The organism is Amycolatopsis sp. NPDC004625 (assembly GCF_040609695.1).
GTDB lineage: Bacteria > Actinomycetota > Actinomycetes > Mycobacteriales > Pseudonocardiaceae > Amycolatopsis.
This window is the reverse complement of sequence record NZ_JBEXKX010000052.1, coordinates 29058-52637: the sequence shown is the minus strand read 5'-3', so window position 1 is coordinate 52637 and position 23580 is coordinate 29058. Positions and strand designations below refer to the sequence as shown.

22 protein-coding genes are annotated in these 23580 nt (G+C 71.2%); 10 read left to right on the top strand and 12 right to left on the bottom strand.

The features are described 5' to 3' along the window. Positions 1–61: 61 nt before the first annotated feature. From ABZW17_RS39180 to ABZW17_RS39150, 7 genes are all read right to left on the bottom strand, one after another. Positions 62–1162, bottom strand: a complete 1101-nt coding sequence (locus ABZW17_RS39180) for a glycosyltransferase (RefSeq protein ID WP_354825677.1) — start codon at positions 1160–1162, stop codon at positions 62–64. Further along, positions 1163–2722: an ABC transporter ATP-binding protein gene (locus tag ABZW17_RS39175; RefSeq protein WP_354825674.1), complete on the bottom strand. Its 1560-nt coding sequence runs from the start codon at positions 2720–2722 to the stop codon at positions 1163–1165. After that, positions 2719–3543 (bottom strand): ABC transporter permease, encoded by an 825-nt coding sequence (locus ABZW17_RS39170; protein WP_354825671.1) that lies wholly within the window; start codon positions 3541–3543, stop codon positions 2719–2721. Before ABZW17_RS39170 ends, ABZW17_RS39175 begins: the two co-directional genes overlap by 4 nt. Continuing rightward, complete coding sequence (locus tag ABZW17_RS39165; RefSeq protein ID WP_354825701.1) at positions 3536–4489, bottom strand: ABC transporter permease; 954 nt, start codon at positions 4487–4489, stop codon at positions 3536–3538. Before ABZW17_RS39165 ends, ABZW17_RS39170 begins: the two co-directional genes overlap by 8 nt. Further along, the gene (locus ABZW17_RS39160) at positions 4486–6093 is read right to left on the bottom strand and encodes an ABC transporter substrate-binding protein (protein ID WP_354825668.1); all 1608 of its coding nucleotides are present in this window, start codon (positions 6091–6093) and stop codon (positions 4486–4488) included. The genes ABZW17_RS39165 and ABZW17_RS39160 overlap by 4 nt, the downstream gene beginning before the upstream one ends. A 126-nt stretch (positions 6094–6219) precedes the next feature. Beyond that, positions 6220–6858, bottom strand: a complete 639-nt coding sequence (locus ABZW17_RS39155) for an HNH endonuclease family protein (RefSeq protein ID WP_354825665.1) — start codon at positions 6856–6858, stop codon at positions 6220–6222. 90 nt (positions 6859–6948) lie between these two features. Then, positions 6949–7593 carry a hypothetical protein gene (locus tag ABZW17_RS39150; RefSeq protein WP_354825698.1) on the bottom strand — a complete coding sequence of 215 codons (645 nt, stop codon included), beginning with the start codon at positions 7591–7593 and terminating at the stop codon, positions 6949–6951. A gap of 111 nt (positions 7594–7704) precedes the next feature. Here ABZW17_RS39150 and ABZW17_RS39145 point away from each other — a divergent pair, with 111 nt between their 5' ends. Beyond that, a complete protein-coding gene (locus ABZW17_RS39145) occupies positions 7705–8991 on the top strand; it encodes an adenylosuccinate synthase (protein WP_354825662.1) in 1287 nt (428 codons plus the stop codon). A gap of 11 nt (positions 8992–9002) precedes the next feature. Here the strand turns inward: ABZW17_RS39145 and ABZW17_RS39140 are convergent, their stop codons facing one another. Both ABZW17_RS39140 and ABZW17_RS39135 read right to left on the bottom strand, forming a co-directional pair. Further along, positions 9003–9500 carry an OsmC family protein gene (locus ABZW17_RS39140; protein WP_354825660.1) on the bottom strand — a complete coding sequence of 166 codons (498 nt, stop codon included), beginning with the start codon at positions 9498–9500 and terminating at the stop codon, positions 9003–9005. A gap of 128 nt (positions 9501–9628) precedes the next feature. Further along, positions 9629–11263 carry a Na+/H+ antiporter gene (locus ABZW17_RS39135; protein WP_354825657.1) on the bottom strand — a complete coding sequence of 545 codons (1635 nt, stop codon included), beginning with the start codon at positions 11261–11263 and terminating at the stop codon, positions 9629–9631. 149 nt (positions 11264–11412) lie between these two features. Here ABZW17_RS39135 and ABZW17_RS39130 point away from each other — a divergent pair, with 149 nt between their 5' ends. Next, positions 11413–12651, top strand: a complete 1239-nt coding sequence (locus ABZW17_RS39130; RefSeq protein WP_354825654.1) for an aromatic acid/H+ symport family MFS transporter — start codon at positions 11413–11415, stop codon at positions 12649–12651. A 50-nt stretch (positions 12652–12701) separates the two neighbouring features. Here ABZW17_RS39130 and ribA read toward each other — a convergent pair whose 3' ends face one another. Together ribA and ABZW17_RS39120 are read right to left on the bottom strand one after the other, a co-directional pair. Beyond that, positions 12702–13415 carry a GTP cyclohydrolase II RibA gene (ribA, locus tag ABZW17_RS39125; protein ID WP_354825650.1) on the bottom strand — a complete coding sequence of 238 codons (714 nt, stop codon included), beginning with the start codon at positions 13413–13415 and terminating at the stop codon, positions 12702–12704. Next, positions 13412–14884 (bottom strand): PfkB family carbohydrate kinase, encoded by a 1473-nt coding sequence (locus ABZW17_RS39120; protein WP_354825648.1) that lies wholly within the window; start codon positions 14882–14884, stop codon positions 13412–13414. The genes ribA and ABZW17_RS39120 overlap by 4 nt, the downstream gene beginning before the upstream one ends. 310 nt (positions 14885–15194) lie before the next feature. Here ABZW17_RS39120 and ABZW17_RS39115 point away from each other — a divergent pair, with 310 nt between their 5' ends. The 7 genes from ABZW17_RS39115 to ABZW17_RS39085 all read left to right on the top strand — a co-directional run bounded on the left by ABZW17_RS39115 (position 15195) and on the right by ABZW17_RS39085 (position 21479). Further along, a complete protein-coding gene (locus tag ABZW17_RS39115) occupies positions 15195–16460 on the top strand; it encodes a hypothetical protein (protein ID WP_354825646.1) in 1266 nt (421 codons plus the stop codon). Positions 16461–16479: 19 nt separating this feature from the next. After that, entirely contained in the window at positions 16480–17346 is an 867-nt protein-coding gene (locus tag ABZW17_RS39110; RefSeq protein WP_354825643.1) for a hypothetical protein, read from the top strand. 74 nt (positions 17347–17420) lie between these two features. Further along, positions 17421–17726 (top strand): urease subunit beta, encoded by a 306-nt coding sequence (locus tag ABZW17_RS39105; protein ID WP_354825640.1) that lies wholly within the window; start codon positions 17421–17423, stop codon positions 17724–17726. A gap of 1 nt (position 17727) precedes the next feature. Then, on the top strand, positions 17728–19443 hold the full coding sequence (locus tag ABZW17_RS39100; protein ID WP_354825638.1) for an urease subunit alpha: 1716 nt from the start codon (positions 17728–17730) through the stop codon (positions 19441–19443). Next, the gene (locus ABZW17_RS39095; RefSeq protein ID WP_354825635.1) at positions 19443–20114 is read left to right on the top strand and encodes an urease accessory UreF family protein; all 672 of its coding nucleotides are present in this window, start codon (positions 19443–19445) and stop codon (positions 20112–20114) included. The genes ABZW17_RS39100 and ABZW17_RS39095 overlap by 1 nt, the downstream gene beginning before the upstream one ends. Continuing rightward, positions 20104–20787, top strand: coding sequence for an urease accessory protein UreG (ureG, locus tag ABZW17_RS39090; protein ID WP_354825632.1), 684 nt, complete (start codon positions 20104–20106; stop codon positions 20785–20787). Before ABZW17_RS39095 ends, ureG begins: the two co-directional genes overlap by 11 nt. Further along, complete coding sequence (locus ABZW17_RS39085) at positions 20784–21479, top strand: urease accessory protein UreD (protein ID WP_354825629.1); 696 nt, start codon at positions 20784–20786, stop codon at positions 21477–21479. The genes ureG and ABZW17_RS39085 overlap by 4 nt, the downstream gene beginning before the upstream one ends. 159 nt (positions 21480–21638) lie before the next feature. Here ABZW17_RS39085 and ABZW17_RS39080 read toward each other — a convergent pair whose 3' ends face one another. Beyond that, entirely contained in the window at positions 21639–22739 is a 1101-nt protein-coding gene (locus ABZW17_RS39080; protein ID WP_354825626.1) for a lipase family protein, read from the bottom strand. An 89-nt stretch (positions 22740–22828) separates the two neighbouring features. On the opposite strand from ABZW17_RS39080, the gene ABZW17_RS39075 reads away from it, so the two are divergent. Further along, entirely contained in the window at positions 22829–23539 is a 711-nt protein-coding gene (locus tag ABZW17_RS39075; RefSeq protein ID WP_354825624.1) for a TetR/AcrR family transcriptional regulator, read from the top strand. Positions 23540–23580: the final 41 nt, after the last annotated feature.

Genomic DNA, 23580 nt, shown 5'->3' with positions numbered 1-23580 from the left:
GGTGGCGGGGTTGTCCGTGGCGCTGGTTTGTGTTAAGGCGCGTTAGAACGCGCCTTACCACTCACGAGGCCCAGGCGACCAGCTCGCGGAGCACCGCCTCCGGTGCGGGCATTCCGGCGATTTCCCGCGCGACGCGCTGGGCGATTTCGCGGGGTTTCGGGTCGGTCAGGAGGGTGTGGGCTGCGGTCTCGATCGCGTCGATCCGGACCGCGTCACCGACGAGCGCCTTGGCCGCGCCGAGCGAGCTCAGCGTGTCGGCGTTGGCGAACTGGTCGGCCCCCTGGGGGAGGATCAGCTGCGGCAGCCCGGCGGCGAGGGCGGCGAGGGTCGTGCCCGTGCCGCCGTGGTGCACCACCAGACCGGCGTGCTCGAGCACCTCGGCCTGCGGGACGAACCCGGTGGCCCGCACGCGGTCCGGCAGCGGGCCCAAGGCCGCGGGATCGCCCGGGCCGAGGGCCACCAGCACGTCGAAGCCGGACAGGGCGCGGATCGCCCCGCGCAGCACCTGCGTGGCGCCGTAGACGACGGTGCCGAGCGTCAGGTAGACGAAGCCGTCGTCCGGAAGGGGCGGGAGCGGGACGTCGGGGTCGTAGGGCGTCGGGCGCATCCGGAAGACCGTGGGCACCTCGGCGGTGCCGGGATCGCGGACGCTGTCGGGCCAGACGTCGACGCAGGCGTCGCCGAGCAGCGCATCGGCGGGCAGCGCACCCCACAGCGGCCGCAGCCGCTCGGCGGCGACGGCCAGGACGTCCGGCGGCATCGACCGCCCGATCACCACCGAGACGGCGGGAACCCCGGCGCGCCGGGCCGCGATCCCGGCGCCGACGTCGCTCATCTCGTGGACGACGAGGCCGGGCCGCAGCTGCGGAAGGAGCGGCGTGAGGTCGTCGAGCAGCGAACGCGGCAGCAGCTCGGCGAACATCGTGATGCCGACGTCGAGGAAGCCGGCGTCCTCGCCGTGCCGCCGCTTGGCCTCGGTTTCGGCCTCACCGATGCCGATCCCGGCGCGGTGGACTTCGAACCCGAGGTTCCGCACGTAGGGGACGAAGGCGTCCCCGGTACCGAAGACGACGTCGTGCCCGGCGGCTTTCGCGGCGTGGGCCAGCGGGAGCAGCGGGAAGAGGTGGCCGTACGCCGGGCGGCACGTGAAGAGGATCCGCACTCACCCGAGCGTACTGGTCAGGCGCTTCGAACGTCCCGGAATCGCCGCCAGCAGCTCCTTCGTGTACTCCGCCCGCGGCTGGCCCAGCACCTGCCCCGCCGCGCCCAGTTCCACCAGCACGCCGTCCCGCAGCACGCCCACCTGGTCCGCCAGCTGCCGCACCACCGCCAGGTCGTGCGAGATGAACAGATACGACAACCCCAGCGACGACTGCAACTCCGCCAGCAGCCGCAGGATCTGGGCCTGGACCGACACGTCCAGCGCCGACACCGGTTCGTCGCACACCAGCAAGTCCGGCTGCAGCGCCAAAGCCCGCGCGATCGCCACCCGCTGACGCTGGCCGCCCGACAGCTCGGCCGGTTTGCGGCGGGCCACCGTCGCCGGCAACGCCACCTGATCCAGGAGCGACGGGACCCGATCGCGGGGCAGCCCGAACGCCCGCAGCGGTTCCGCCACGACGTCCTCGATCGAAAACCTCGGGTTCAGCGACGCATACGGGTTCTGGTACACGATCTGCATCCGCCGCCGCAGCCGTCGCAGCTCGGCGCCACCCAGAGCCGTGATGTCCTGGCCGTCGAACACCACCGAGCCCGCCGTCGGGGTCTCCAGGCGCAGCACCATCCGGGCCGTCGTCGACTTGCCCGAGCCGGACTCGCCGACGAGCGCCAGGGTCTGGCCGCGCGGGATGTCGAACGACACCCCGTCGACCGCGCGGATGCCGCCGTCGAACGTCTTCGCCAGGTCGCGCACCGAAACCAGGGGTTCGGCCGGTGGGGCCGGAGGACGCGAAGCGCTCGTCATGCTCGGTGCCGCCGCGAGCAGCTGCCGCGTGTACGCGTGCGTCGGCGCGCTGACGACCGACGCGCCCTCCTCCACCACCGAGCCCTGTGACAGCACCACGATCCGTGACGCCCGGTCAGCCGCGACACCGAGGTCGTGCGTGATCAGCAGGATCGCCGTGCCCGAGTCGCGCGCCAACGCCGTCAGGTGGTCGAGGATCCGCCGCTGCACGGTGACGTCCAGCGCCGACGTCGGCTCGTCCGCGATGATCAGCTTCGGCCGGCCGGCCAGCGCGGCCGCGATCAGGACCCGCTGCCGCAAGCCGCCCGACAGCTGGTGCGGGTACTGCCGCGCGCGCAGCTCCGGAGACGGTACACCCGCCCGGGCGAGCAGCTCGACCGCCTGCACGGAGGCCGTCCGCCGGTCGGCGAGGCCGTGGATCCGCAGCACCTCCGCGACCTGGTCGCCGATCCGGTGCACCGGGTTCAGCGACACCGCCGGGTCCTGCGGCACCAGCGCGATCTCGCGCCCGCGTACCGAGCGCCACTGCCGGGACGACAACGAAAGCAGGTCCCGGCCGTCGAAGGTGATCGACCCGCCGTCGACGCGGCCGCCGCGGGGGAGCAGGCCGATCGCCGCGTGCGCCGTGGTCGACTTGCCCGAACCGGACTCGCCCACGACGGCCACCACCTCGCCCGCGCCGACGTCGAACCCGACGTCACGCACGGCCGGCACCCCCTTGTACGACACGGCCAGGTCCGAAATCCGCAGCAGGGTCATCGGTCTCCTCCGTCCAGCGCGCGGGACAGCCGGTTCGCGGACAGCACCACCGCCGCCACCGTCAGCCCCGGGAACGTCGTCATCCACCAGGCCGTGGCCAGGAAACTGCGCCCGCCCGCGACCAGCGAGCCCCACTCCGGCGTCGGCGGCGTCGCGCCGAAGCCGAGGAAGCTCAGCGCCGACACCTCGAGCACCGCCGTGCCGAGCGTCAACGTCGCCAGCGCGAGCACCGGGCCCGCCGCGTTCGGCAGGACGTGCCGCAGCAGCACGCCCGACCAGCGCACCCCGGACGCCCGCGCGGCCTCGACGAACACGCCGTTGCGCACGCGGAGCACCTCCGCGCGCATGACCCGCGCGAAGGACGCCAGGTTCGCGATGCCGACGGCGATCGCGACGTTCGTCGTGCCGAACCCCAGCGCCGTGACCAGGGCCAGCGACAGCAGGATCGGCGGGATGGCCAGGAAGACGTCGACGACCCGCATGATCGCGGTGTCGAGCCAACCGCCGCGGAACCCGGCGAGCAGGCCGAGCGCCGAACCGGCCACCAGGGCCACCAGCACGGCGATCGCGGTCGCCCGCAAGGACAGCGCGGCACCGTGGATCACCCGCGCGTAGACGTCCCGGCCGGTCTCGTCGGTGCCGAACAGGTGCCGCAGCGACGGGCCCTGCAGCCGCTCCTTCGGGACGCCGCTGATCGGGTCGTACCCGGTCAGCAGGGCCGGCCCGAAGGCCGCGAGCAGCACGAACGCCAGCACGGCGACCGCCACCAGCACGCCGGGCGCCACCTGCACGCGGCGCCTGGACAGCGCGAGGTCAGCCACGGGCCACCGCCGGGGTGCGGGCGATGCGCGGGTCGAGCACCGGGTAGAGCAGGTCGACGGCCAGGTTGAGCACCACGAACACCAGCGCGGCCAGCACGATCACCGCCTGCACCACCGGCACGTCCTGCGCGGTGACGGCGGCCGCGGTGATCCGGCCGACGCCGTCGCGCGAGAACACCGTCTCGGTGATCACCGACCCCGCGACCAGGTTGCCCGCCACCACCCCGGCGACGGTCAGCGTCGGCACGGCCGCGTTGCGCAGCAGGTGTCCGAAGTGGACGCGCCAGCGGCTCGCCCCCTTGGCCGCGGCGATCTCCGCGTACGGCTGGTCCTGCTGCGTGGCCAGGCTCTTCGCCAGCACCTGGCCGATGATCGCGCCGGTCGGCAGCGCGAGGGTGATCGATGGCAGGATCAGCGCGGCGAACCCCTGCGTGCCCAGCGCGGGCAGCAGGCGCAGCCGGAACGAGAAGAACTGGATCAGCAGCAGCCCGACCCAGAACGGCGGCAGCGAGATCGCCAGCGACGGCAGGGACAGCAAAGCCTGTCGCAGCCAGCGGAACGTCGTGAACGTGCCGAGGAACGCCAAGCCGCCGCCGAACAGCACCGCGAGAACCAGCGCCAGCCCGGTCACCGCGAGCGTCGGCGGCAACGCCGTGACGACCATGTGCGTCGCGTCGTCGCCGGTCGCGACGCTGCGCCCGAAGTCGCCGTGCAGGGCCGCGACCAGCCGGTTCAGGTACTGCACCGGCAGTGGCGAGTCGAGGCCGTACTCCGCGCGGGCCGCGGCGACCTGCTCCGCCGTCATCGACGCCCCGGCCTCGCTGCCGGCGAGCTTCGCCGAAACGGCGTCACCCGGCAGCAGGTAGAGGATCAGGAACGACAGCGTGAACGCCGCCCACAGCACGAACACCGCCTGCCCGACGCGGCGGAGCAGGTAGCGCCTCACGACAGCCACGCGTCGAACAGCTGCAGCCGTGACGACGCCTCGAAGTCGACGGCGTGCGCCTTCGAGCTCAGCGCGACGACCTGGGTCAGCTCGAACACCGGGACGGCGTAGGCGTGCTCGACGATCAGCTTCTGCGCCCCGTCGGCCGACGGCTTGCGCAGCGTCTTGTCCACAGTGGACGACTGCGCGTCCAGGGCCGCGTCCAGGGGGTTGCCCGGGGTGAGCTTGCTGCGGTTGCCGGCCTTGGTGGAGAACTGGCTGCGCAGGATGTCCGGGTCGGCGCGGGTGACGTTGTACCAGAGGAAGTCGTAGTTCCCGGACAGCTGGATCTGCGTGGTCTCGGCCGTCGTGTGCTGCTCGATCTCCAGGTCGAAGCCGATCTTGCGCAGCTGTTGCTGGATCAGCTCCAGCACGCTGCGGTTCTGGTTGAACACCGGCGAGAACACGACGGACGCGCGCAGCTTCTGCCCGTTCTTCGTGCGGATCCCGTCCGGCCCGGGTACCCAGCCGTCGCCGTCGAGCAGCGCGGCCGCCCCCTTCCGGTCGTACGCGAGCTGTGGCGAGAGGTCGCTGACCAGCGGCGTCGCCGACCCGAGGATGCTGGTGGCCGCCTTGTAGCTCGGCGTCAGCACGGTGTTCACGACTTCGGCGCGGTCGACGCCCTTGAGCACGGCCTGGCGCACCTTCTCGTCGGTGAGCACGCCGCGGGTGGTGTTCGCGTGCAGGTTGAACACGACACCGGGGTTGGGCCGGATGTTCTCGCCGAACCCGTTGCCGGTGAACTGCGGCTCGTCGACCGGCTGGATGTCGGTGGCCGCGTCGAGCTGGCCGGAGGCGAGGCTGCCGGTGCGGACGCCGGGCTCGGGCACGATCCTGTAGTCGATCTTGTCGAGGTATGCCTCGCCCTGGTGCTTGAACAGCGACGAGCCCCACGCGTAGCCCTTCCGCTTGGCCAGGACGATTTCCTGGTTCTGCTTCAGGCTTTCGAAGACGAACGGCCCGGAGCCGATCAGGCCGGTGCCCTGGCAGCGTTGTTCCGGCGTGCTCTCGAACGCGGCGGGCGCGAGGACGCCGAGCGACATCGTCGAGCTGGCCTGCAGGAACTGCGCGCTGGGTGCGGAGAAGTCGAGGCGCACGGTCTGCGGGTCGACGACGGCCGAACCCCGGTATGCGGCCAAGTAGCCGTAGCCGAGCTGGGCTTTCGTGCCGAGGGCCTTGACGGCGTCGAAGCTGGTCTTCACGGCGGCGGCGTCGACCGGGCTGCCGTCGGAGAAGGTCGCGCCGGAGCGCAGGTGGAAGGTGAACGCCGTCGAACCGGCGTTGATCTCCCACTTTTCGGCCAGCCACGGCTTGATCTCGCCGGTCTGCGGGTCCTGGTCGGTCAGCGAGTCGACGAGCTGGCGCCCGACGTTGATGGACGCGTTCGTGGCGGCCTGCTGCGGGTCGATGCAGTCGGGCGCGGACGAGATGCCCAGGCGCAGCGTGCCACCGGGCTTGGGCGGCCCGGAAGCGGCTTGTTCGGTGCCGGCGGCGGCGCAGGCGGTCAGCAGGACGGGTAGGGCGAGCAGGGCCGCGGCGTTGCGGGCGCGGGAAAGCAGGGACACCGGACGGCCTCCAGCGGGAGTGACTGCGTCTTCAACCGCCGACGCTAACCACGCGCTGAAGGCCGTCTCAGCAGGCGAACGCGGGTCCCATTCCCTGGCACCGCAGGGATCGGCCCTTGACAGCGGTCAGCAGCGGCCGAGCATGTCCGTCAGCGCCGTCTTTTCCGCCGAGTTGATCGTCAGCTTGAACTTGTACTTCACCGCGACCCACATCTTCGCGTAGGTGCACCAGTAGCTGACCAGCGGCGGCTTCCACGCGTCGGGCGACTTGTCGCCCTTCTCCTGGTTGACGTTGTCCGTCACGGCGATCAGCTGCGGGTCGGTGAGGTCGTTCGCGTACGCCTGGCGCTGCGCGGTCGTCCACGACGACGCGCCGGTGCGCCACGCGTCGGCGAGCGGGACGACGTGGTCGATGTCCACATCGGACGCCGCCGTCCAGGTCGCGCCGTCGTACGGGCTGAACCACTTGCCGGAGGTCGCGGCGCAGCTGGAGTCGGTCACCACGTTCGTGCCGTCGCGCTTCAGCACCACTTCGCGGGTGTTGCAGCTGTTGCCCTGGTCGATCCAGTGCGGGAACTTGTCGCGGCTGTAGCCGGTCTGCGAACCGTCGGCCTTGACGGTGAGGGTCGCGAGCTCGGACTTCGCGGTGGTCGCCGACGGGATGCCCGGCGGGGTCGCGGCCGCGACGCCGGCCAGCGTGCCGGACAGCACCGCGGTGACGGCAAGGACTGTGAACGAATGACGAACAGCACGCCTGGTTGGCATTTTGCTGCCTCCGGGTCAGAAGTGGGGACAGCTAACCCTGAGGCACCGGAATGGCGCGTACAACACGTATAGGTGACAAGTTGCTGTCCGTCAAACGGCGCCTCGGACCAGCCGCAGGTCCTCGGTGTGCCGGTACCAGGTCCACTTGTTCACCGCGCGCTCGTAGACGACGTCGTCGCGCACCGGCCGGGTCGGGATGCAGCCGATCTGGAACGCCCGCGAGTACAGCGTCGTCGGCCGCTTGAAGATGGTGCCCTTCACGACGCGGACGGCCATCCCGGGGCCGCCCGGGTCCGGCACCACTTCGATGGTCGCGGCGGGCCCGCGCAACGCGACCTGCTCGTCGGCGTAGGCCACCCCGCGGACCATCCGCAGCTGCCCGCGCCCCACGAGCACGCCGCCGACGTCGTCGCGGATCAGCGGCACCGGGTCGACCTCCCCGCGCAACGCCAGCGCGAGCGCCTGCAGCGGCGTTTTCGGCAGCCCCCAGAGCGTGGCCACGGACGAGTCCGGCGACGACGGCACGAACCCCACCGACACGCCGGAGACCGCGTCCTTCCGCAGCAGCCGCAGCACGACCGCGGCCAGGTCCGCGTCCGTGCCGGACACGACCAGGTGATCGTGTTCGCCCAGCAAGGGGTCGATTTCCGCCTTGCCGGGACGGCTCGGCACGCGGATCGACTCGACGTCGTCGACCTCCTCGAAGCCGGCCGCCTCGTCGCCACAGGCCACCACTATTCCGCGCACCCGCGGGTCCTCCGTTACAGTCATGCACCGGCATTTAGCAGCGCCACCGGTGTCCGTCCGGGACACTTAACCTCAGTCGTCGAACACCTGGAGTGTCACATGCCGGCCATCGTGCTCATCGGTGCCCAATGGGGAGACGAAGGCAAGGGCAAGGCCACCGACCTGATGGGTGACCGCGTCCAGTGGGTCGTCCGCTACCAGGGCGGCAACAACGCCGGTCACACGGTCGTCCTGCCGAACGGCGAGAACTTCGCCCTGCACCTCATCCCGTCCGGCATCCTCACCCCGGGCGTGACGAACGTCATCGGCAACGGCGTGGTGGTGGACCCGGGTGTGCTGCTCGAGGAGCTGTCGGGGCTGGAAGCGCGGGACGTCGACACGTCCAAGCTGCTGATTTCGGCCGACGCGCACCTGATCATGCCGTACCACGTGGCCATCGACAAAGTCACCGAGCGGTACCTGGGCAGCCGCAAGATCGGCACCACCGGCCGCGGCATCGGGCCGTGCTACCAGGACAAGATCGCCCGGGTCGGCGTCCGCGTGCAGGACCTGCTGGACGAGAAGATCTTCCGCCAGAAGGTCGAAGCCGCGCTGGAGTTCAAGAACCAGGTGCTGGTGAAGGTCTACAACCGCAAAGCGCTCGACGCCGACCAGGTCGCCGACGAGGTGCTGGCGGCGGGCGAGAAGTTCGCGCACCGCATCGCGGACACGCGCCTGCAGCTCAACCAGGCCCTGGAGCGCGGCGAAACCGTGCTGCTGGAGGGGTCGCAGGGCACGCTGCTGGACGTCGACCACGGCACGTACCCGTTCGTGACGTCGTCGAACCCGACGTCCGGCGGCGCGAGCGCCGGCTCGGGCATCGGCCCGGGCCGCATCACGACCGTGCTCGGCATCCTCAAGGCGTACACCACCCGCGTCGGCTCGGGCCCGTTCCCGACCGAGCTGCACGACGAGTCGGGCGAGTACCTGCGCAAGCAGGGCGGCGAGTTCGGCGTGACGACGGGCCGCTCGCGCCGCACCGGCTGGTTCGACGCGGTGATCGCGCGGTACGCGGTGCGCGTCAACGGCATCACCGACTACTTCCTCACGAAGCTGGACGTGCTGTCCGGCCTGGAGAAGGTGCCGGTGTGCGTCGGCTACGAAGTCGACGGGTTCCGCACGCAGGACATGCCGATGACGCAGACCGACGTGCACCACGCGATCCCGATCTACGAAGAGCACCCGGGCTGGTTCGAGGACATCTCGGGCTGCCGCACGTTCGAGGAGCTCCCGGCGAACGCCCGCGCGTACGTCGAGCGCCTGGAGGAACTGTCGGGCGCCCGGATCTCGGCGATCGGCGTCGGCCCGGGCCGCGACCAGACGATCGTGCGGCACACGTTCGTGTAGGGCACTGTCGTCTAGGTCAGCTTGGTGCTGACGGGCGTTTCGTTGCGGAACAGGTCGAGCACCGGGCAGTGCTCGTCGACCTCGCGCTTGAGGTCTTCGTAGCGCTCCCGGCTGGCCGGCCCCTCGAGTTCGACGGACACCCGGACGTCCCCGAAACCGGGGCGGGTGTTGAAGGAGAAGCCGAAGAAGCCGTGCAGGTCGAGGTCGCCGTCGACGGTGACCTTGATCGAGTCGAGCGGGATCCCGCGCTTCGCCGCCCAGAACTGGTACGTGACGACCTGGCACGACCCGAGGGCGGCGAGCGCGTACTCGACCGGGTTGGCGGCCTGATCGGTCCCGCCGAGCGCAGCCGGCTCGTCGACGGTGAAGGCGTGGTCCCGCACGGTCACTTCGACTTCGGTCCGGGTCCCGGGCTTGAGCGTGTTGGCAACGGAGAAGGAGACGGCAGCGTTGTGCGGGTCGGCGTCGACGGCCTTGCGCGTGCCTTCGATGACGTCGGTCAGCGACATGGGGCGCTCCTCGGTGATCGGTATTTCGCCACAGAGTGGGCGAGATCCGCGGCCCCCGCTCGGGTTCTCAGTTCCTGGGAAGCAATGGCGCGGCTCGAGCGAAGCGCGGCCGCGGACCTGGGAGGTCGTCAGCTCAGGCGGTTCGTGAGAGTCGCCGACACCGACATCTCCTCCAAATCCAGCTCCCGCAACACCTTCCGCAGCACTTCGTCGTCGAGCCGGCCCGCGCGGTTCTCCTCGATCATCGCCTTGCGCTGGGTGATCAGCAGCTCCCGCCGGGCCTTCGCGAACTGCGCCTGCGGGCTGCCCGACCGGTCTTCGCCGGACAACGTGATCGCGGCCTTCGCGAACCGGTACCGCGTATCGATCAACCGCTGCAGCCGTTCCTTGAGCCGGTCGACCTTCTCCTGCGGCAAGTCCAGCGCAGCCAGCCGCTCGCGGCTGATCTCGCGCAGCCTGTCCTGCGCGGCCTTCTTCGCGACTTCACGCGCGGCGAGCTCCTCGGCCTCGTCCCGCGACGCCTCCTCGGGGTCCTCCACCTTCAGCAGCCGGATCAGCGGCGGCAGCGTCAGCCCCTGGATCAGCACCGTCCCGATGGCCACCGTGAACGCGAACAGCTGGATCTCCTCGCGGCCCGGGGCGTCCGCCGGGACACCGGCCGCGGCGGCGAGCGTCACGACCCCGCGCATGCCGGTCCAGGACACGACCGCCAGCGTCCGCCACGACGGCGCCGCGCGGTCGCGGCCGAACAGCCGGACCGTCTGCGGCAGGTACGCCGAGACGAACACCGCCGGGACGCGCACGAACATCGTCACCGCGAGCACGGCCACCGCGACCAGCGCGAGCGTCCCGTTGTCGCGGGCCGCGTGCTGCGCGTCCTCCAGGACGAACGGCAGCTGCAGGCCCATCATCGCGAACACCAGGGCCTCCAGCAGGACGTCGATGGACGCCCACACGGACCTGTCCTGCATGCGCGTCGCGGGGGACGCGTACAGCGCGCGGTGGCCCAGCAGCAGGCCGGCCGCGACGACGGCGAGCACGCCGGACCCGCTGAAGTCGTCGCCGAAGGGGTGCAGGTGCTCGGCGGTGACGTACGCCGCGAACGGCACGATGATCCCGAACGCCGACTCCACCAGCGGGTCGTCGAGCTGCCGCCGGATCAGCACCACGAGCGCGCCGATCGCGAGGCCGACGCCGATGCCGAGCACGGTGGCGACGCCGAACACCGCGAAGCCGTGGCCGGCCGAGCCCGCCGTGCCCGCGACGGCGGCGAGCGCGACCTTGTAGAGCGTCAGCGCGGCGGCGTCGTTGACCAGGCTTTCGCCGGTCAGCACGGTCATCACCCGCCGCGGCAGGCCGAGCTTGCGCCCGATCGCGACCGCGGTCACCGCGTCCGGCGGCGCCACGACCGCGCCGAGGACCAGCGCGGACGCGAACGGCACGTCCGGCAGCAGCAGGTGCACGACGAGGGCGACGACCACCGCGGTCACCGCGACCAGCACCACGCCGAGCGCGACGATCGGCCGGAGTGCGCGTTTGAAGTGCGTCAGCGAGCTTTCCAGCGACGTCGAGTACAGCAGCGGCGGCAGGACCACGGTGAGCACCAGCTCGGGTTCCAGCTCGAACCGCGGCACCCCGGGGATCAGCGCGACGGCGAGCGCGACGACCACCACCAGCAGCGGCGCGGACAGGTTGTAGCGCCGGGCGAGCGCGGTCAGCGCCAGCGAGCCCGCGAGCACGCCCATCAGCGTCAGGATTTCCACGCGCTGGATCTTTCCGCAGGTCGCGCGGCCCTGCCCGACTTCCGCCCAGTGGAACCGCGCTGGATTCTGTCGGACCCCCTGTGCATACTTGTGCGCAATCCGCACACGTGTGCGGAAGACGTGCACCGACGCACATCCGGAGGTACCCGATGTCCCCTGGCACCCGCTCCTGGGTCGTGCCCCTGGCCTGGACCGCCGTCCTGCTCGACGGGTTCGACCTGGTCGTGCTCGGCACCGTGCTGCCCGTCCTGCTCCGCGGCCACGTCTGGGGCCTGACGCCCGGCACGGCCGCGGTGGTGTCGACCGTCGGGCTCGCCGGGATGATGCTGGGCGGCCTGGCGATCGGCACGGTCACCGACGTCATCGGCCGCCGGAAGTCGCTGATCATCTCGGTGGCGCTGTTCTCGGTGTGCACGCTGTTGTGCGCCTTCGCGCCGTCGACGTTCGTCTTCGGGCTGCTCCGGTTCGTCGCCGGGCTGGGCCTCGGCGGCTGCCTGCCGACGGCGATCACGCTGGTCACCGAGTACGCGCGCCACGGCAGGGCCGGCAGCGCGACGACCACGGTGATGACGGGCTACCACGTCGGCGCGGTGCTGACGGCGCTGCTGGGCATCGTGCTGATCTCCCCGCTGGGCTGGCGCGCGATGTTCGTCGCCGGTGCGCTGCCGGCCGCGGTGCTGATCCCGCTGATGCTGAAGTACCTGCCGGAGTCGGAGACGTTCCAGCAGGTCCGCGAGACCGAGCGTTCGGCAGGCCACGCGGTCGCCGGCCTGTTCCGGGGCGGCCTGCTGCGCGCGACGATCGCGTTCTGGGTGACGTCGTTCATGGGCCTGCTGCTGGTGTACGGCCTGAACACGTGGCTACCGGAGATCATGCGCCAGGCCGGCTACCCGCTGGGCGCGGCGCTGAGCCTGCTGCTGACCCTGAACGTCGGCGGGATCGCGGGCCTGCTCGTCGCGGGCCGGGTAGCGGACCGCGTCGGCATCCGCCCATCGGCGATCGTCTGGTTCTGCGCGGGCGCGCTGTTCCTGGCGCTGCTGAGCGTGAAGCTGCCCGCGGCCGGGCTGTACGCGGCGGTGTTCCTGACGGGCTGCTTCGTGTTCAGCGCCCAGGTACTGGTGTACGCGTACATCGGCCGCCTCTACCCGGACGCGATCCGCGCAACGGGCCTAGGCTGGTCGGCGGGCATCGGCCGAATAGGAGCGATCTCCGGCCCGGTCCTGGGCGGCGCCCTCCTGACGGCGGGCATCGCGTACCCGTGGGGCTTCTACGCGTTCGCGGCAGTAGGCGCCCTGGGCGCGGCGGCGGTGACGGCGGTCCGCCCGGGCCGTCTTTCCCCGGCCCAAGACCCCGCCCCGGCAACGGAATCCCGCCCGGCGACCACCTGAACAGGACCGCTTGTTCCGGGCAGCCGCGTCGGGGCTGCCCGGAACGGTGGTCAGGCGGCTTGCTCCTGGCGCTCCCGGGTGCCGGCCGGCTGAGCCGGACCGGCAGCCGCCTTGCGCAGTGCGGCCCGGCGACGGCTGAACCAGCGTGACCCGGCGAACCGGATGACGCGCCACCGCAGCCGCGCGGCGATCGACAGCATGTGTTCCTGGTTGTCGCGTTTGGCGACCAGGTAGGCGACCGTGTGCTCGCCCGGCTCCGGCATCACCAACGGCCGGTGCCGCACCTTGAGGCCGCCGACATCGAGCCCATCCAGTTTCCCGGGGTTGTTGGTGAGCAGCGTGACTTCCTTGAGCTCCAGCTGTTTCAGCAACGCCACCGCGTCCCCGTAGGACCGGGAGTCGGCCTTGCGCTCCATGGCCGCGTACGCGGCGAACGTGTCCACGCCGGTGTCCTGGCAGATCCGGTATCCGCGCGCCTTCGTCACGAGCCCGGCGCCACGGCCCTCCTGGTCCAGGTAGATGAGAACCCCGGAGTGCTGCTTGATCTCCTCGATCGCCTTTTCGAGCTGATAGCGGCAGTCGCAGTTCGTGGACCCGAATATCTCGCCGTAGAGGCACCGAGACTGAATTCGTACCAGACACCCGTCCCGCGGAGTGCCGAACACCGCCGCGCACGCCGGATTGGCCTGCTCTGTGTCGTCGAGGACAAAGACGCGGAAATCGCCGTCCGCATCCTTCAAATCGTGCTGCACGACCTCGGTCATGAGCTCTCCACGTCGGGTTTCCTCCACAGCCGGTCGACGTCTTCCGTGCCGGGCATGGAGTCGGTGATCTCCTCGAGCGAAAGGTTGACGGTCATGGCCCGGATCGCCCATTCGAGGGCGTCCCAGGTCAGATCCCCGCCGTCGCTGAGGAGCTGGAACGTGAGGGCCGCGGAGAAAGCCTCGCGCGCCCCGGGGGTGTCTTCGAGCGGAACGTTCGGGCCCTCGATGTCCCTGGACCTGGTCCGGGACCTGATCTTGGCGCCGAAGTTCTCGACCACGCAGACCGTCTCCACGCCGAGGTTGAGCAGTTCCTCAGCCAGCGCGTCGACCGTGGCGGGGCGGCCCGGGTTGGACAGCAGCCCGCGCAGTTCGCCTTCACGGCCGACGAGGTAATCGACGCCGTGAAGATGCCGGTACAGTTGTTGCGGCGTTTCCATGGGTGGTGAAGCCTGCAACAGGACCAGCGGTTTCGGCGATTGACGGGCGGCCGTTTCGAGCGCCCATTGCACCGTTTCCGCCGGTGGTTCCAAGGTGATCATGACCGCATCGGCGTCGGCGATAGCTCGTTTCGTGCGCGGTTGCTCGAATTCCGTGGTCGACAGCGAGACCTTACCTTTGTTCATCCAGCCCAGGTAACGCGTCTCACCCCTTTGTGTCACGAGCATCAGCGCCCGCGGATTCGCCTCTCCCGGCGTCGTGCGGATCAGCTCGGTCGAGAGGCCTTCTTGCTGCATGTAGCGCGTGAGCTCACGAGCGGCCTCGTCGCCCCCGATCGCGGCGCAGAGCCGCGCGCGGAGGCCGAACCGCCGCGCGGCGACCGCCAGGTTGAGCCCCTTGCCCCCGGGGTGCTCCTCGAACGACGTCGCCTGCACCGCGGCCCCGATTCCGGGCAGCTCGTCGGAGACCACGACCACGTCCGTCACCGCGCCGCCGACCACGACGATCGAGTTGCTGGGCTGGCGGGAATCGGTGGCCGGCTCCAGCAGCGAGGCTTCGGGGCTGTGCACGCAGCGATCCGCGAGCCGGACGAGCGCGCGCGCTTCGATCGAGCCGCGGAGGGTGCGCACGGTCGGCGCCTTGGGGATTTCGGCCACCCCGAGCAGGCGGTGGTAGGCCTCCCAGTGGTCGGCGAGCGCAGTGCGTCGCTCGCCGAGGTCTTCGGCGTACAGCTCGCGCAGCTTCGGCCGGTCGGCGAGCAGGTCCTCGAGCATGCCGAGGGCGAGCACGGCGTCGGCGATCAGCCGGTCGGTCGGCTCGAGATCGGCGGCGACCCGGGTGACGACGTCGACGATGGCCTGGTCGGTGGACACGGCGTGCTCACGCGCGTACCGGCGCACGACGGGCAGGTCGGCGAGCAGTACGACGTCGACCTCCGTCGCACCGAGCCGCTCGACCGTGAGGCCGCTGCGGGTGCGCAGCTTGAGAAAGACGTTTCGGACGCCTTCGACAGCGGCGTCGGGCTTCGCCATCAGGCCAGCCTACCCTTCCCCTGCCATTTGACGCCCCAAACATGACACTTGTTGGACAAACTCCGGGCGAGGCCATGGCAGATGCACGGGTGCGCGTCACGATTGGTTCACCTGCCGCGGCGAGGGTACCTCCTCCACTAGGCCGATCAGGTAACGGCTCCCCGGCTTCGACCGCTGCTCGACTCCGGAGCGACGAGACATCGAGGTTGCCGTCGGGAAAACGTCCAGAACCTCTATCGTCACGTCAATTGACATCGTTACTCGGCAAATGTCACCCTGTGGTTGCCTCATCGGCCCCAGGGAGGTCGTCATGAAGCCCTGCAACCTCGGTTCAGGCCAGGAAAACAGCTCCACTCGGACCGCGTCCGTGCTGCGGATTCCGCACGAAGTCGCCCCGATCGACGCCGGAACCCGCCGTCCTCCGGCAATTGCCGCCCTAAGCCTGCTGGCGCTGTCAGTTGCCGGGTGTGCCCTGTCCGCGAAGGCGATCAACCCCGCCGGCGGAGACAGGGTCGTCATCGTCGTCAGTGCCACCGCCAACGAGCCCCGCCCCGCCGTCACCGAAGTCGCCCGAAAGCTCCTCCTCGACGCCGCGAACAGCGGAAACGCCTCGCAGCAGGGCTCGGGCAACAGCAGCGTCGCGCTCGTCTCGGCCGCCGATGGCGCCGACTCGCGCCCGTTCGTCCTGACGCCGAGGCGGCCCGACGGCTCGCTGGAGCACGGGCTGCAACGACCGTCGCTCATCGAGCGCAACGTCCAGGCCGTCGCCGACGCGGTTGCGGCCACCGCCGCCGCGCGGGCCGGGCTCGACTTGCTCGGCGGCGTCGACAACGCCGTCCGCGGGGTCGTCCCCGGGCGCTTGATCGTGGTGAGCAGCGGGCTGAGCACGGCCGGGGCCTTCGACCTCCGGCAGGTCGGCTGGGACGCCGACCCGGCGACCGTCGCCGCCCAGCTCGCCGCCAAGAACGCGTTGCCGCACCTAGAAAACTGGCACGTGCTGTTCACCGGGCTCGGCAGCGTCGCCGGTGCGCAGCCGCCGCTGCCCGGCCCCGCCCACGACAAACTCCTGCAGTACTGGCAAGCGATCTGCACCCGGGCTCAGGCCGCCGGCTGCGATTTCGATGACAAGCGCGTCGCCGCCGGGCCGCCTCGTGCCACGGTGGCCACGCCCGTCGTCCCCGTGCCCGGGGTGACGTCGGTGGTCGGGCCCGCGGGCCGGGTCAGCACCACCGTCTCCGACAGCGCGCTCGGGTTCAGCGGCGACTCCGCCGTGCTGTCTTCTGGCGCCGTCGACCTGCTGCGGACTCTCGCCGGAAGCATCATGGCGGGCCCGCCCGGTGCGGTGGTGATCGTCCGGGGCTACGCCGCCGATCCGCCTGGGTCGACCGCGGCCGGCCGGCAGGCCCTCGCCGACCTGCGTGCGGGGGTCGTGGCCGACGCGCTCCGGCAGGCCGGGGTGAGCCGGCGGGTCGACGCTGCCGGCGTCGGCACCCAGCCCGGCCGGACGGCGATGGCCGGCGGCCGGTTCGACGAAACCGCGGCTGCCGCGATGCGGCGGGTGGAGATCGTTTACTAGCAGACGAGGAGGTACCGCCATGACCAGCAGCGACGAGATGCGCAACCTGCCGCTCCCGCAGCCGCGGCGCCCGCGGGAACAAGCCGGGGGCACCGCCATCACCCAGGCGGACCGGCTGCTCGCCCGGATCCGTGAGCTGCGCTACCTGTCCGACCGGGTGCTGGACGACCACGTCGTCGGCCCGCACGGGCAGAACCTGACGGTGGCCGAGGCCCACGCCAGGGCCGGGCTGCTCGACGGGCTGATCGAGCTGGAGCAGGTGCGCGGCAGCCTGCGCCACCGCCGCGTCAACCGGCTCACGCGGGTGCTCACCCTGCTCACCGTCACCGTGGTCGACCTGCCGATCATGGTGTGGCTGGCCAGTTCGGTGTTCAACGTCGACTGGACGGCGCCGCTCGGCCTGCCGCTGCTCATCAGCCTGGTGATCTCGGTGCTGGCCACCGTCGGCGCCGCCACCGCCCTGCAGCACCTGGGCCACAACCAGCGGCAGCACAAGAACCACCGCCGCCAGCTGGAGTGGCGCAAGCTGTCCACCGGCGCCAAGCTCAGCCTGCTCACCGTCGGGCTGCTGGTCGGCCTGATGGGCGTGGTGATGTTCGTCCGGGTGTACACCGAGGGACTGCTGTCCGGGATGAACGGCCTCGCGGTGCTGATGGCGGTGCTCGTCGCGCTCGTCATGGTCGTGTCGGCGACGCTGGTGTTCTGGACCGCCTTCCGCGACGGTTCCCTGGAACAGGACGACCTGCGCCACTACAGCGAGTGCGTCCGCCCGCACCTGGCCGCCAAGCGTGAGTACGAGGACCAGGCCTACGAACTCGGTTGCCAGTACGACCTGCTGCGCCGCCACGCCGAACGGGAGGACGCCATCGGTGCACCCGCCGAGTGACCGCCGTCGTGAGTGGTAAGGCGCGTTCTAACGCGCCTTACCACTCACGACCCCACCCGGAGGACGGGAGCTGCATGCGCCCTGGCGAGATCATCCCCGGTGACACGCCGGTCGAGCTGAACCCCGGCCGCCCGCGCGTCCGGCTGCTGGTGCGGAACCTCGGCGACCGGCCGGTGCAGGTCGGCTCGCACTACCACTTCGCCGCGGTGAACCCGGGCCTCGAATTCGACCGCGACGCCGCCCGCGGCCACCGGCTCGACGTCCCGGCGGGGACGTCGGTGCGGTTCGAACCCGGCGTCGAACGGGAAGTCGCCCTCGTTCCCCTCGCCGGCGCGCGGCGCGTGCCCGGCCTGCGGTCCGAATTCTCCGGGGAGTTCTGAAATGCCGCAGATCGACCGCGAGCGGTACGCCGAGCTGTTCGGTCCGACCACCGGCGACCGGATCCGGCTCGCCGACACCGACCTGCTGATCGAGGTCACCGAGGACCGTTCGATGGGCCCCGGCGGCTCCGGCGACGAGGTCCTCTTCGGTGGCGGCAAGGTCATCCGCGAGTCCATGGGCCAGGCCACCGCGACCCGGGCCGAGGGCACGCCCGACCTGGTCATCACCGGCGCGGTGATCCTCGACCACTGGGGTGTCGTCAAGGCCGACGTCGGCGTGCGCGACGGCCGGATCGTCGGGATCGGCAAGGCGGGCAACCCGGACACGATGGACGGTGTCGACCCCGCCCTGGTCATCGGGCCGTCGACGGAAGTGCTGTCCGGCAACGGCAAGATCCTCACCGCGGGCGGCATCGACTGCCACGTCCACTTCATCTGCCCGCAGCTCGTCGACACGGCCCTGGCCGCCGGGCTGACCACTTTGGTCGGTGGCGGCACCGGTCCCAACGAGGGCACGAAGGCCACCACCGTCACGCCCGGCGCGTGGAACCTCGGCCGGATGCTGTCCGCCATGGACGGTTACCCGGTCAACGTCCTGTTGCTGGGCAAGGGAAACACGGTTCGCCCCGAAGCGCTTCGCGAACAGCTCGCGGCGGGGGCGGGCGGGTTCAAGCTCCACGAGGACTGGGGCACCACGCCGGCCGCCATCGACGCCTGCCTGACCGTCGCGGACGAAGCCGGCGTCCAGGTGGCGATCCACACCGACACGCTGAACGAGGCCGGGTTCCTGGAGTCCACTGTGGACGCAATCGGCGGCCGCTCGATCAACGCGTACCACACCGAAGGCGCCGGCGGCGGGCACGCGCCGGACATCATCCAGGTCGTCTCGCTGCCGAACGTGCTGCCGTCGTCGACCAACCCGACCCGCCCGCACACGGCGAACACCCTCGACGAGCACCTCGACATGCTGGTGGTCTGCCACCACCTCAACCCGTCGGTGCCCGAGGACCTGGCCTTCGCCGAGAGCCGGATCCGGCCGACCACGATCGCCGCCGAGGACGTCCTGCACGACATGGGCGCCATCTCGATGATGAGCTCGGACTCGCAGGCGATGGGCCGGATCGGCGAGGTGATCATCCGGACGTGGCAGACCGCGCACGTGATGAAACGCCGCCGCGGCGCCCTGCCCGGCGACGGCGCGGCCGACAACCTGCGCGCACGTCGCTATGTCGCCAAGTACACGATCAACCCGGCCATCGCGCACGGCATGGAGACCGAGATCGGCTCGGTCGAGGTCGGCAAACTCGCGGACCTCGTGCTGTGGGAGCCGAAGTTCTTCGGCGTCCGCCCGCACGTGGTGCTGAAGGGCGGCTTCCCGGCGTGGGCGGCGATGGGCGACGCGAACGCGTCCATCCCGACGCCGCAGCCGGTGCTCGCCCGGCCGATGTTCGGTGCGTCGATCGGGGCGGCGCTGAGCCTGCACTTCGTCGCGCCGTCCGCTTTGGACAGCGGGCTGCGTGAGACGTTCGGCATCACGCGGCCGCTGGTCGCGGTGTCGAACATGCGCGCGCGGACGAAGGCGGACATGGTGCTCAACGACACCACGCCGGACGTCCGGGTCGAGCCGGACAGCTTCGCGGTGCACGTCGACGGCGAGCTGATCGAGCCGCAGCCGGTGACGGAACTGCCGATGGCCCAACGGTACTTCCTGTTCTGATGGACCTCTCGGCGCTGATCCTCGCGGACTCCCGCTTCCCCGGCGGCGGGCACGTCCACAGTGGCGGGCTGGAGGAAGCCGTCTCCCGCCGGCTGATCGGATCCGTGCGCGACCTGCCGGGATTCCTTTCCGGACGGTTGCGGACGGCGGGCTTCCTGGCGGCGGTGTTCGCGGCTGCTTCAGCTCATGCAGCGGCAGCGGGTGGGAACTGGTCGCGTTTGGACAGTGAGCTGGATGCGCGCACGCCGTCGCTCGCGCAGCGCGAGGCGTCCCGGGCGCAGGGCCGCGGGACCGCGCGGGCTGGGCGCGTTGCGTGGCCTTCGCCGGTTTTGGAGGCATTGCTGGCCGAGACGCCGCGGCCCCACCACCCGATCGTGCTGGGCGCGCTGGTCGGCATCGCGGGTGGCTCGCCGTACGACGCCGCGATGGCGGCCGCCTACCTGTCGGTGAGCGGTCCGGCGAGTGCCGCGGTCCGGCTGCTGGGGCTCGATCCCTTCGCGGTGAACGCGGTCGTGGCCCGGCTGGATCTGGCCGCCGTTTGTGCGGAAGCGGCTGCCGTGGCGGGCGACGACCCGGCGTCGCTGCCGTCGCCGGGTTCGCCCGCGTTGGATCTGTTCGCCGAGGCCCACGCCCGGCACCACCAGGAAGAGGTGCGTCTCTTTGCCAGCTGAAGGTCACGGCCATTTTCACGCCGTCAACTTCGACCCGACGGCCAGCGAGCCCGACCACTACGACCCGGCGCCGGCCGCCGGGCGGGCGTACCGGATCGGCATCGGCGGCCCGGTCGGCTCGGGCAAGACGGCGCTGACCGCGGCGTTGTGCCGCGCGCTGGGCGACGAGATCAACCTCGCCGTGGTCACGAACGACATCTACACGACCGAGGACGCGGACTTCCTGCGCCGGGCGGGCGTGCTGGACCCCGAGCGGATCGAGGCGGTGCAGACGGGCGCGTGCCCGCACACGGCGATCCGCGACGACATCACCGCGAACCTCGACGCCGTCGAGCGGCTGGAAGAGAAGTTCCCCGGCCTGGACCTGGTCATCATCGAGAGCGGCGGCGACAACCTGACGGCGGTGTTCAGCCGTGGCCTGGCGGACAGCCAGATCTTCGTGGTCGACGTGGCGGGCGGCGACAAGGTGCCGCGCAAGGGCGGCCCCGGCGTCACGACGGCGGACCTGCTGGTGATCAACAAGATCGACATCGCCCACCTGGTCGGCGCGGACATGGCGGTGATGACGTCGGACGCGCACCGGATGCGGGGATCCCTGCCGGTGATCACGCAGTCGCTTGTGGACACTCCGGACGCGCCCGAGGTGGCGGGCTGGGTCCGTTCCCTGCTGTGAAGGCCCACGCCCGGTTGACCGCGTGTTTCGACGGCTCGCGCACGGTGCTGCGCGAGCTGCGGTCGATGGCACCGCTGACGCTGTTCCCCCGCCGCGGTCCCGGTTCGACGGCGGTGGTGCACCTGGTCAACTCGGCGACTTCGCCGTTGGGTGGGGACGATCTCCTGCTGTCCGTCCGGGTGGGGCCAGGTGCTTCCCTGCGGTTGTCCGGAGTGGCGGCCACCTTGGCTCTGCCGGGCCTGCACGGCGAGTCTTCTCTGTCCACTGTGGACGTGGTGGTGGAGGAGGGCGGGTCGCTGGAGTACCTGCCGGAGCCGACGGTGGTCACCGCGCGGGCCCGGCACAACGCGGTGTTCCGGGCTTCCCTGGCTTCGGACGCTTATCTGCACACGCGCGAGGTGCTGGTGCTGGGGCGGGCGGGGGAGAAACCGGGTTCGCTGACGACATCGCTGTCCGTCACGCGGGGAGCGGTCCCGGTGGTGCGCCAGACGCTGTCGGTCGGCGACCCGGCATCGGACGCGAGCCTGGCGGTGCTGGCGGGACGCCGGGTGCTGGTGACGGACCTGGAGGTCGGCGGCCCGGAGCTGCCGGCGGCGTCGGGTGAGTGGTGGTCGCGCACCCCGCTCGCCGCGGGCGGGACGCTCATGACTTCCCTGGCGCCGGACGCGGTGACGGCCCTGCGGCCGTTCTGAGCAGCCCCCGTTTTCCACGCTACCGGGAGGGACCGACAGTTTCGGGTGACGACGGTTTCTGGTGACCCACGGAACCCTTGGATGACCCGCGGAATCCTTGGATGACCCGCGCCGCTCGCCGGGGAGGGCCCCCTGCGGCCTCCCCGGCGAGCGGAACCCTCAGAACTTCGTGCCCAGCCAGGTCATCGCCACCGGGCCGCCGATCGACACGCCCGCGATGTGCTCCAGCAGCGGGAACTCCTGCCACGTCACCTTCGCGCCGGCGGACTTCCACCTGTCGCGCAACCCCGTGCCCACGCTGAACGGGATCAGCTCGTCCAGCGTTCCGTGGTACAGGTACACCGGGGCCTTCGGCGCCGTCGTGCCCAGGTAGTTCGCGGCCAGCCGGGCCTGCCAGCGCGGGTCGTGGATCGGGTCCGGCACCGTCACGAAGTCCTGCAGGTGCGCGAACGGCGCCGCCGCTCCGAGCTCCACCGTGCACGCCTGGGACACCCGGGCCACCGCCTCGCGGCCGCGGTCGTTCAGGATCGACGCGAACGGGACGTCCGGGTACGCCGCCGCGAAGCCCGTGGCCGCTCCCAGGACCAGGCCGAACGCCGCGCCGCCGTCGTTGGACGCGAACACCGCGTTCAAATCGGCCGGGACGCCGCCCGCCGCCACGCCGACGACGTTCAGCGAAGGCGCGTACGTCGCTTGCAGCTCGGCCGCCCACGCCGCGGCCTGGCCGCCCTGCGAGTAGCCGAACACGCCCACCGGGCCGGACGGTGACAGCCCCGCGCCGGTCACCCGGGACGCCGCGCGCGCCGCGTCGAGGACCGCGCGGCCTTCGGACTGGCCGACCGCGTACGTGTGCGTGCCCGGGGTGCCGAGCCCTTCGTAGTCGGTGACGACGACCGCCCAGCCCTGCGTCAACGCCTGCGCCAGCAACGCGCTTTCGTTCTCGATGCCGTGGGCCAGCAGGTTGGAGGGCGCGCACTGGTCGCCGAGGCCGTGGGTGCCGACCGCGTACGTGATCAGCGGGCGCGGGCCGCCGCGCAGCCACGGGGTCGGCGGCACCAGCAGCGTGCCGGAGACCGCGTTCGGCGCCCCGGTCGCCGACGTCGAGCGGTAGAGCAGGTGCCAGGCTCTCACCGGGGCCGGGAAGGGGCCGACGAACACCGTCGTCGTCTGCTGTTCCAGGAGGACGCCCGGTTCGGCCTGCGCCGCGGGCGCGGCGGTTGCGAACAGGAGCGCTACGGCGACCAGTAACCGACGAAGCATCGTTGCCTCCGGTTGTGTGGTAATCGAGGTTTTCACAATTTAGCCAGGCCGGTAGGATCCGGCAATCCCTCAGAAGGAGGAGACCACCGTTGGCTCGCACGTACGGCGGCGTCGCACCCGAGCAACGCCGCGCCGACCGCCGCGAGCGGCTGCTCGCGGCGGGGCTCGAACTGTTCACCTCGGCCGGCTTCCGGCAGACGAAGATCACCGAGATGTGCGCCCGGGCCGGCGTGTCGACGCGGAACTTCTACGAGGAGTTCACCGGCAAGGAGGACGTGCTGCGCACCCTCCACGACCGGATCAACGGTCTCGCCCTCGAGCACGTCACCGCCGCGCTGGGCAAGGTCGCCGAGGCCGACGCGATGACCCGCATCGCCACGCTGCTCGACGTCTTCATCGACACGGTCACCGTCGACCCCCGGCTGCCGCGGCTCAACTACGTCGAAGCGGTCGGCGTCAGCGCGGAGCTGGAGGAGCAGCACCAGGTGTGGGTCGACCGCTGGGCGACCTTCATCGAGACGGAGGCGCGCCGCGCGGCCGAGCACGGCGCCGCGCCCGACCGCGACTACCGGCTGACCGCGATCGCCCTGGTCGGCGCGGCCACCGGGCTGCTGCGCGAGTGGCAGGCGCACGAGCCGCCGCTGCCGGTCGAGGACGTCGGCGCGGAGCTGCGCGCCCTGATGCTGGCGGCCATCATGCGGCCGCAAAAGATCTTGGAAATCCCGGGCAACCGCGGCGCGGCTTCGGACGTGAAGGAGTCGAGCCGGGAGGGGGAACCGGGGGGACGCCGGCTCACGTGAGGGCCCTTTCCCGGCCGCGGACGCCGGGAAAGGGTCCTCAC

What these genes read in the sequence shown, in the direction of transcription:
- ABZW17_RS39140 (WP_354825660.1), bottom strand. Translation starts at nt 9,500, where the DNA reads ATGTCGCTGACCGACGTCATCGAAGGCACGCGCAAGGCCGTCGACGCC.
- ABZW17_RS39100 (WP_354825638.1), top strand. Translation starts at nt 17,728, where the DNA reads ATGCCGCAGATCGACCGCGAGCGGTACGCCGAGCTGTTCGGTCCGACC.
- ABZW17_RS39110 (WP_354825643.1), top strand. Translation starts at nt 16,480, where the DNA reads ATGACCAGCAGCGACGAGATGCGCAACCTGCCGCTCCCGCAGCCGCGG.
- ABZW17_RS39115 (WP_354825646.1), top strand. Translation starts at nt 15,195, where the DNA reads ATGAAGCCCTGCAACCTCGGTTCAGGCCAGGAAAACAGCTCCACTCGG.
- ABZW17_RS39175 (WP_354825674.1), bottom strand. Translation starts at nt 2,722, where the DNA reads ATGACCCTGCTGCGGATTTCGGACCTGGCCGTGTCGTACAAGGGGGTG.
- ABZW17_RS39130 (WP_354825654.1), top strand. Translation starts at nt 11,413, where the DNA reads ATGTCCCCTGGCACCCGCTCCTGGGTCGTGCCCCTGGCCTGGACCGCC.
- ABZW17_RS39095 (WP_354825635.1), top strand. Translation starts at nt 19,443, where the DNA reads ATGGACCTCTCGGCGCTGATCCTCGCGGACTCCCGCTTCCCCGGCGGC.
- ABZW17_RS39155 (WP_354825665.1), bottom strand. Translation starts at nt 6,858, where the DNA reads ATGCCAACCAGGCGTGCTGTTCGTCATTCGTTCACAGTCCTTGCCGTC.
- ABZW17_RS39105 (WP_354825640.1), top strand. Translation starts at nt 17,421, where the DNA reads ATGCGCCCTGGCGAGATCATCCCCGGTGACACGCCGGTCGAGCTGAAC.
- ABZW17_RS39080 (WP_354825626.1), bottom strand. Translation starts at nt 22,739, where the DNA reads ATGCTTCGTCGGTTACTGGTCGCCGTAGCGCTCCTGTTCGCAACCGCC.
- ribA (WP_354825650.1), bottom strand. Translation starts at nt 13,415, where the DNA reads ATGACCGAGGTCGTGCAGCACGATTTGAAGGATGCGGACGGCGATTTC.
- ABZW17_RS39120 (WP_354825648.1), bottom strand. Translation starts at nt 14,884, where the DNA reads ATGGCGAAGCCCGACGCCGCTGTCGAAGGCGTCCGAAACGTCTTTCTC.
- ABZW17_RS39145 (WP_354825662.1), top strand. Translation starts at nt 7,705, where the DNA reads ATGCCGGCCATCGTGCTCATCGGTGCCCAATGGGGAGACGAAGGCAAG.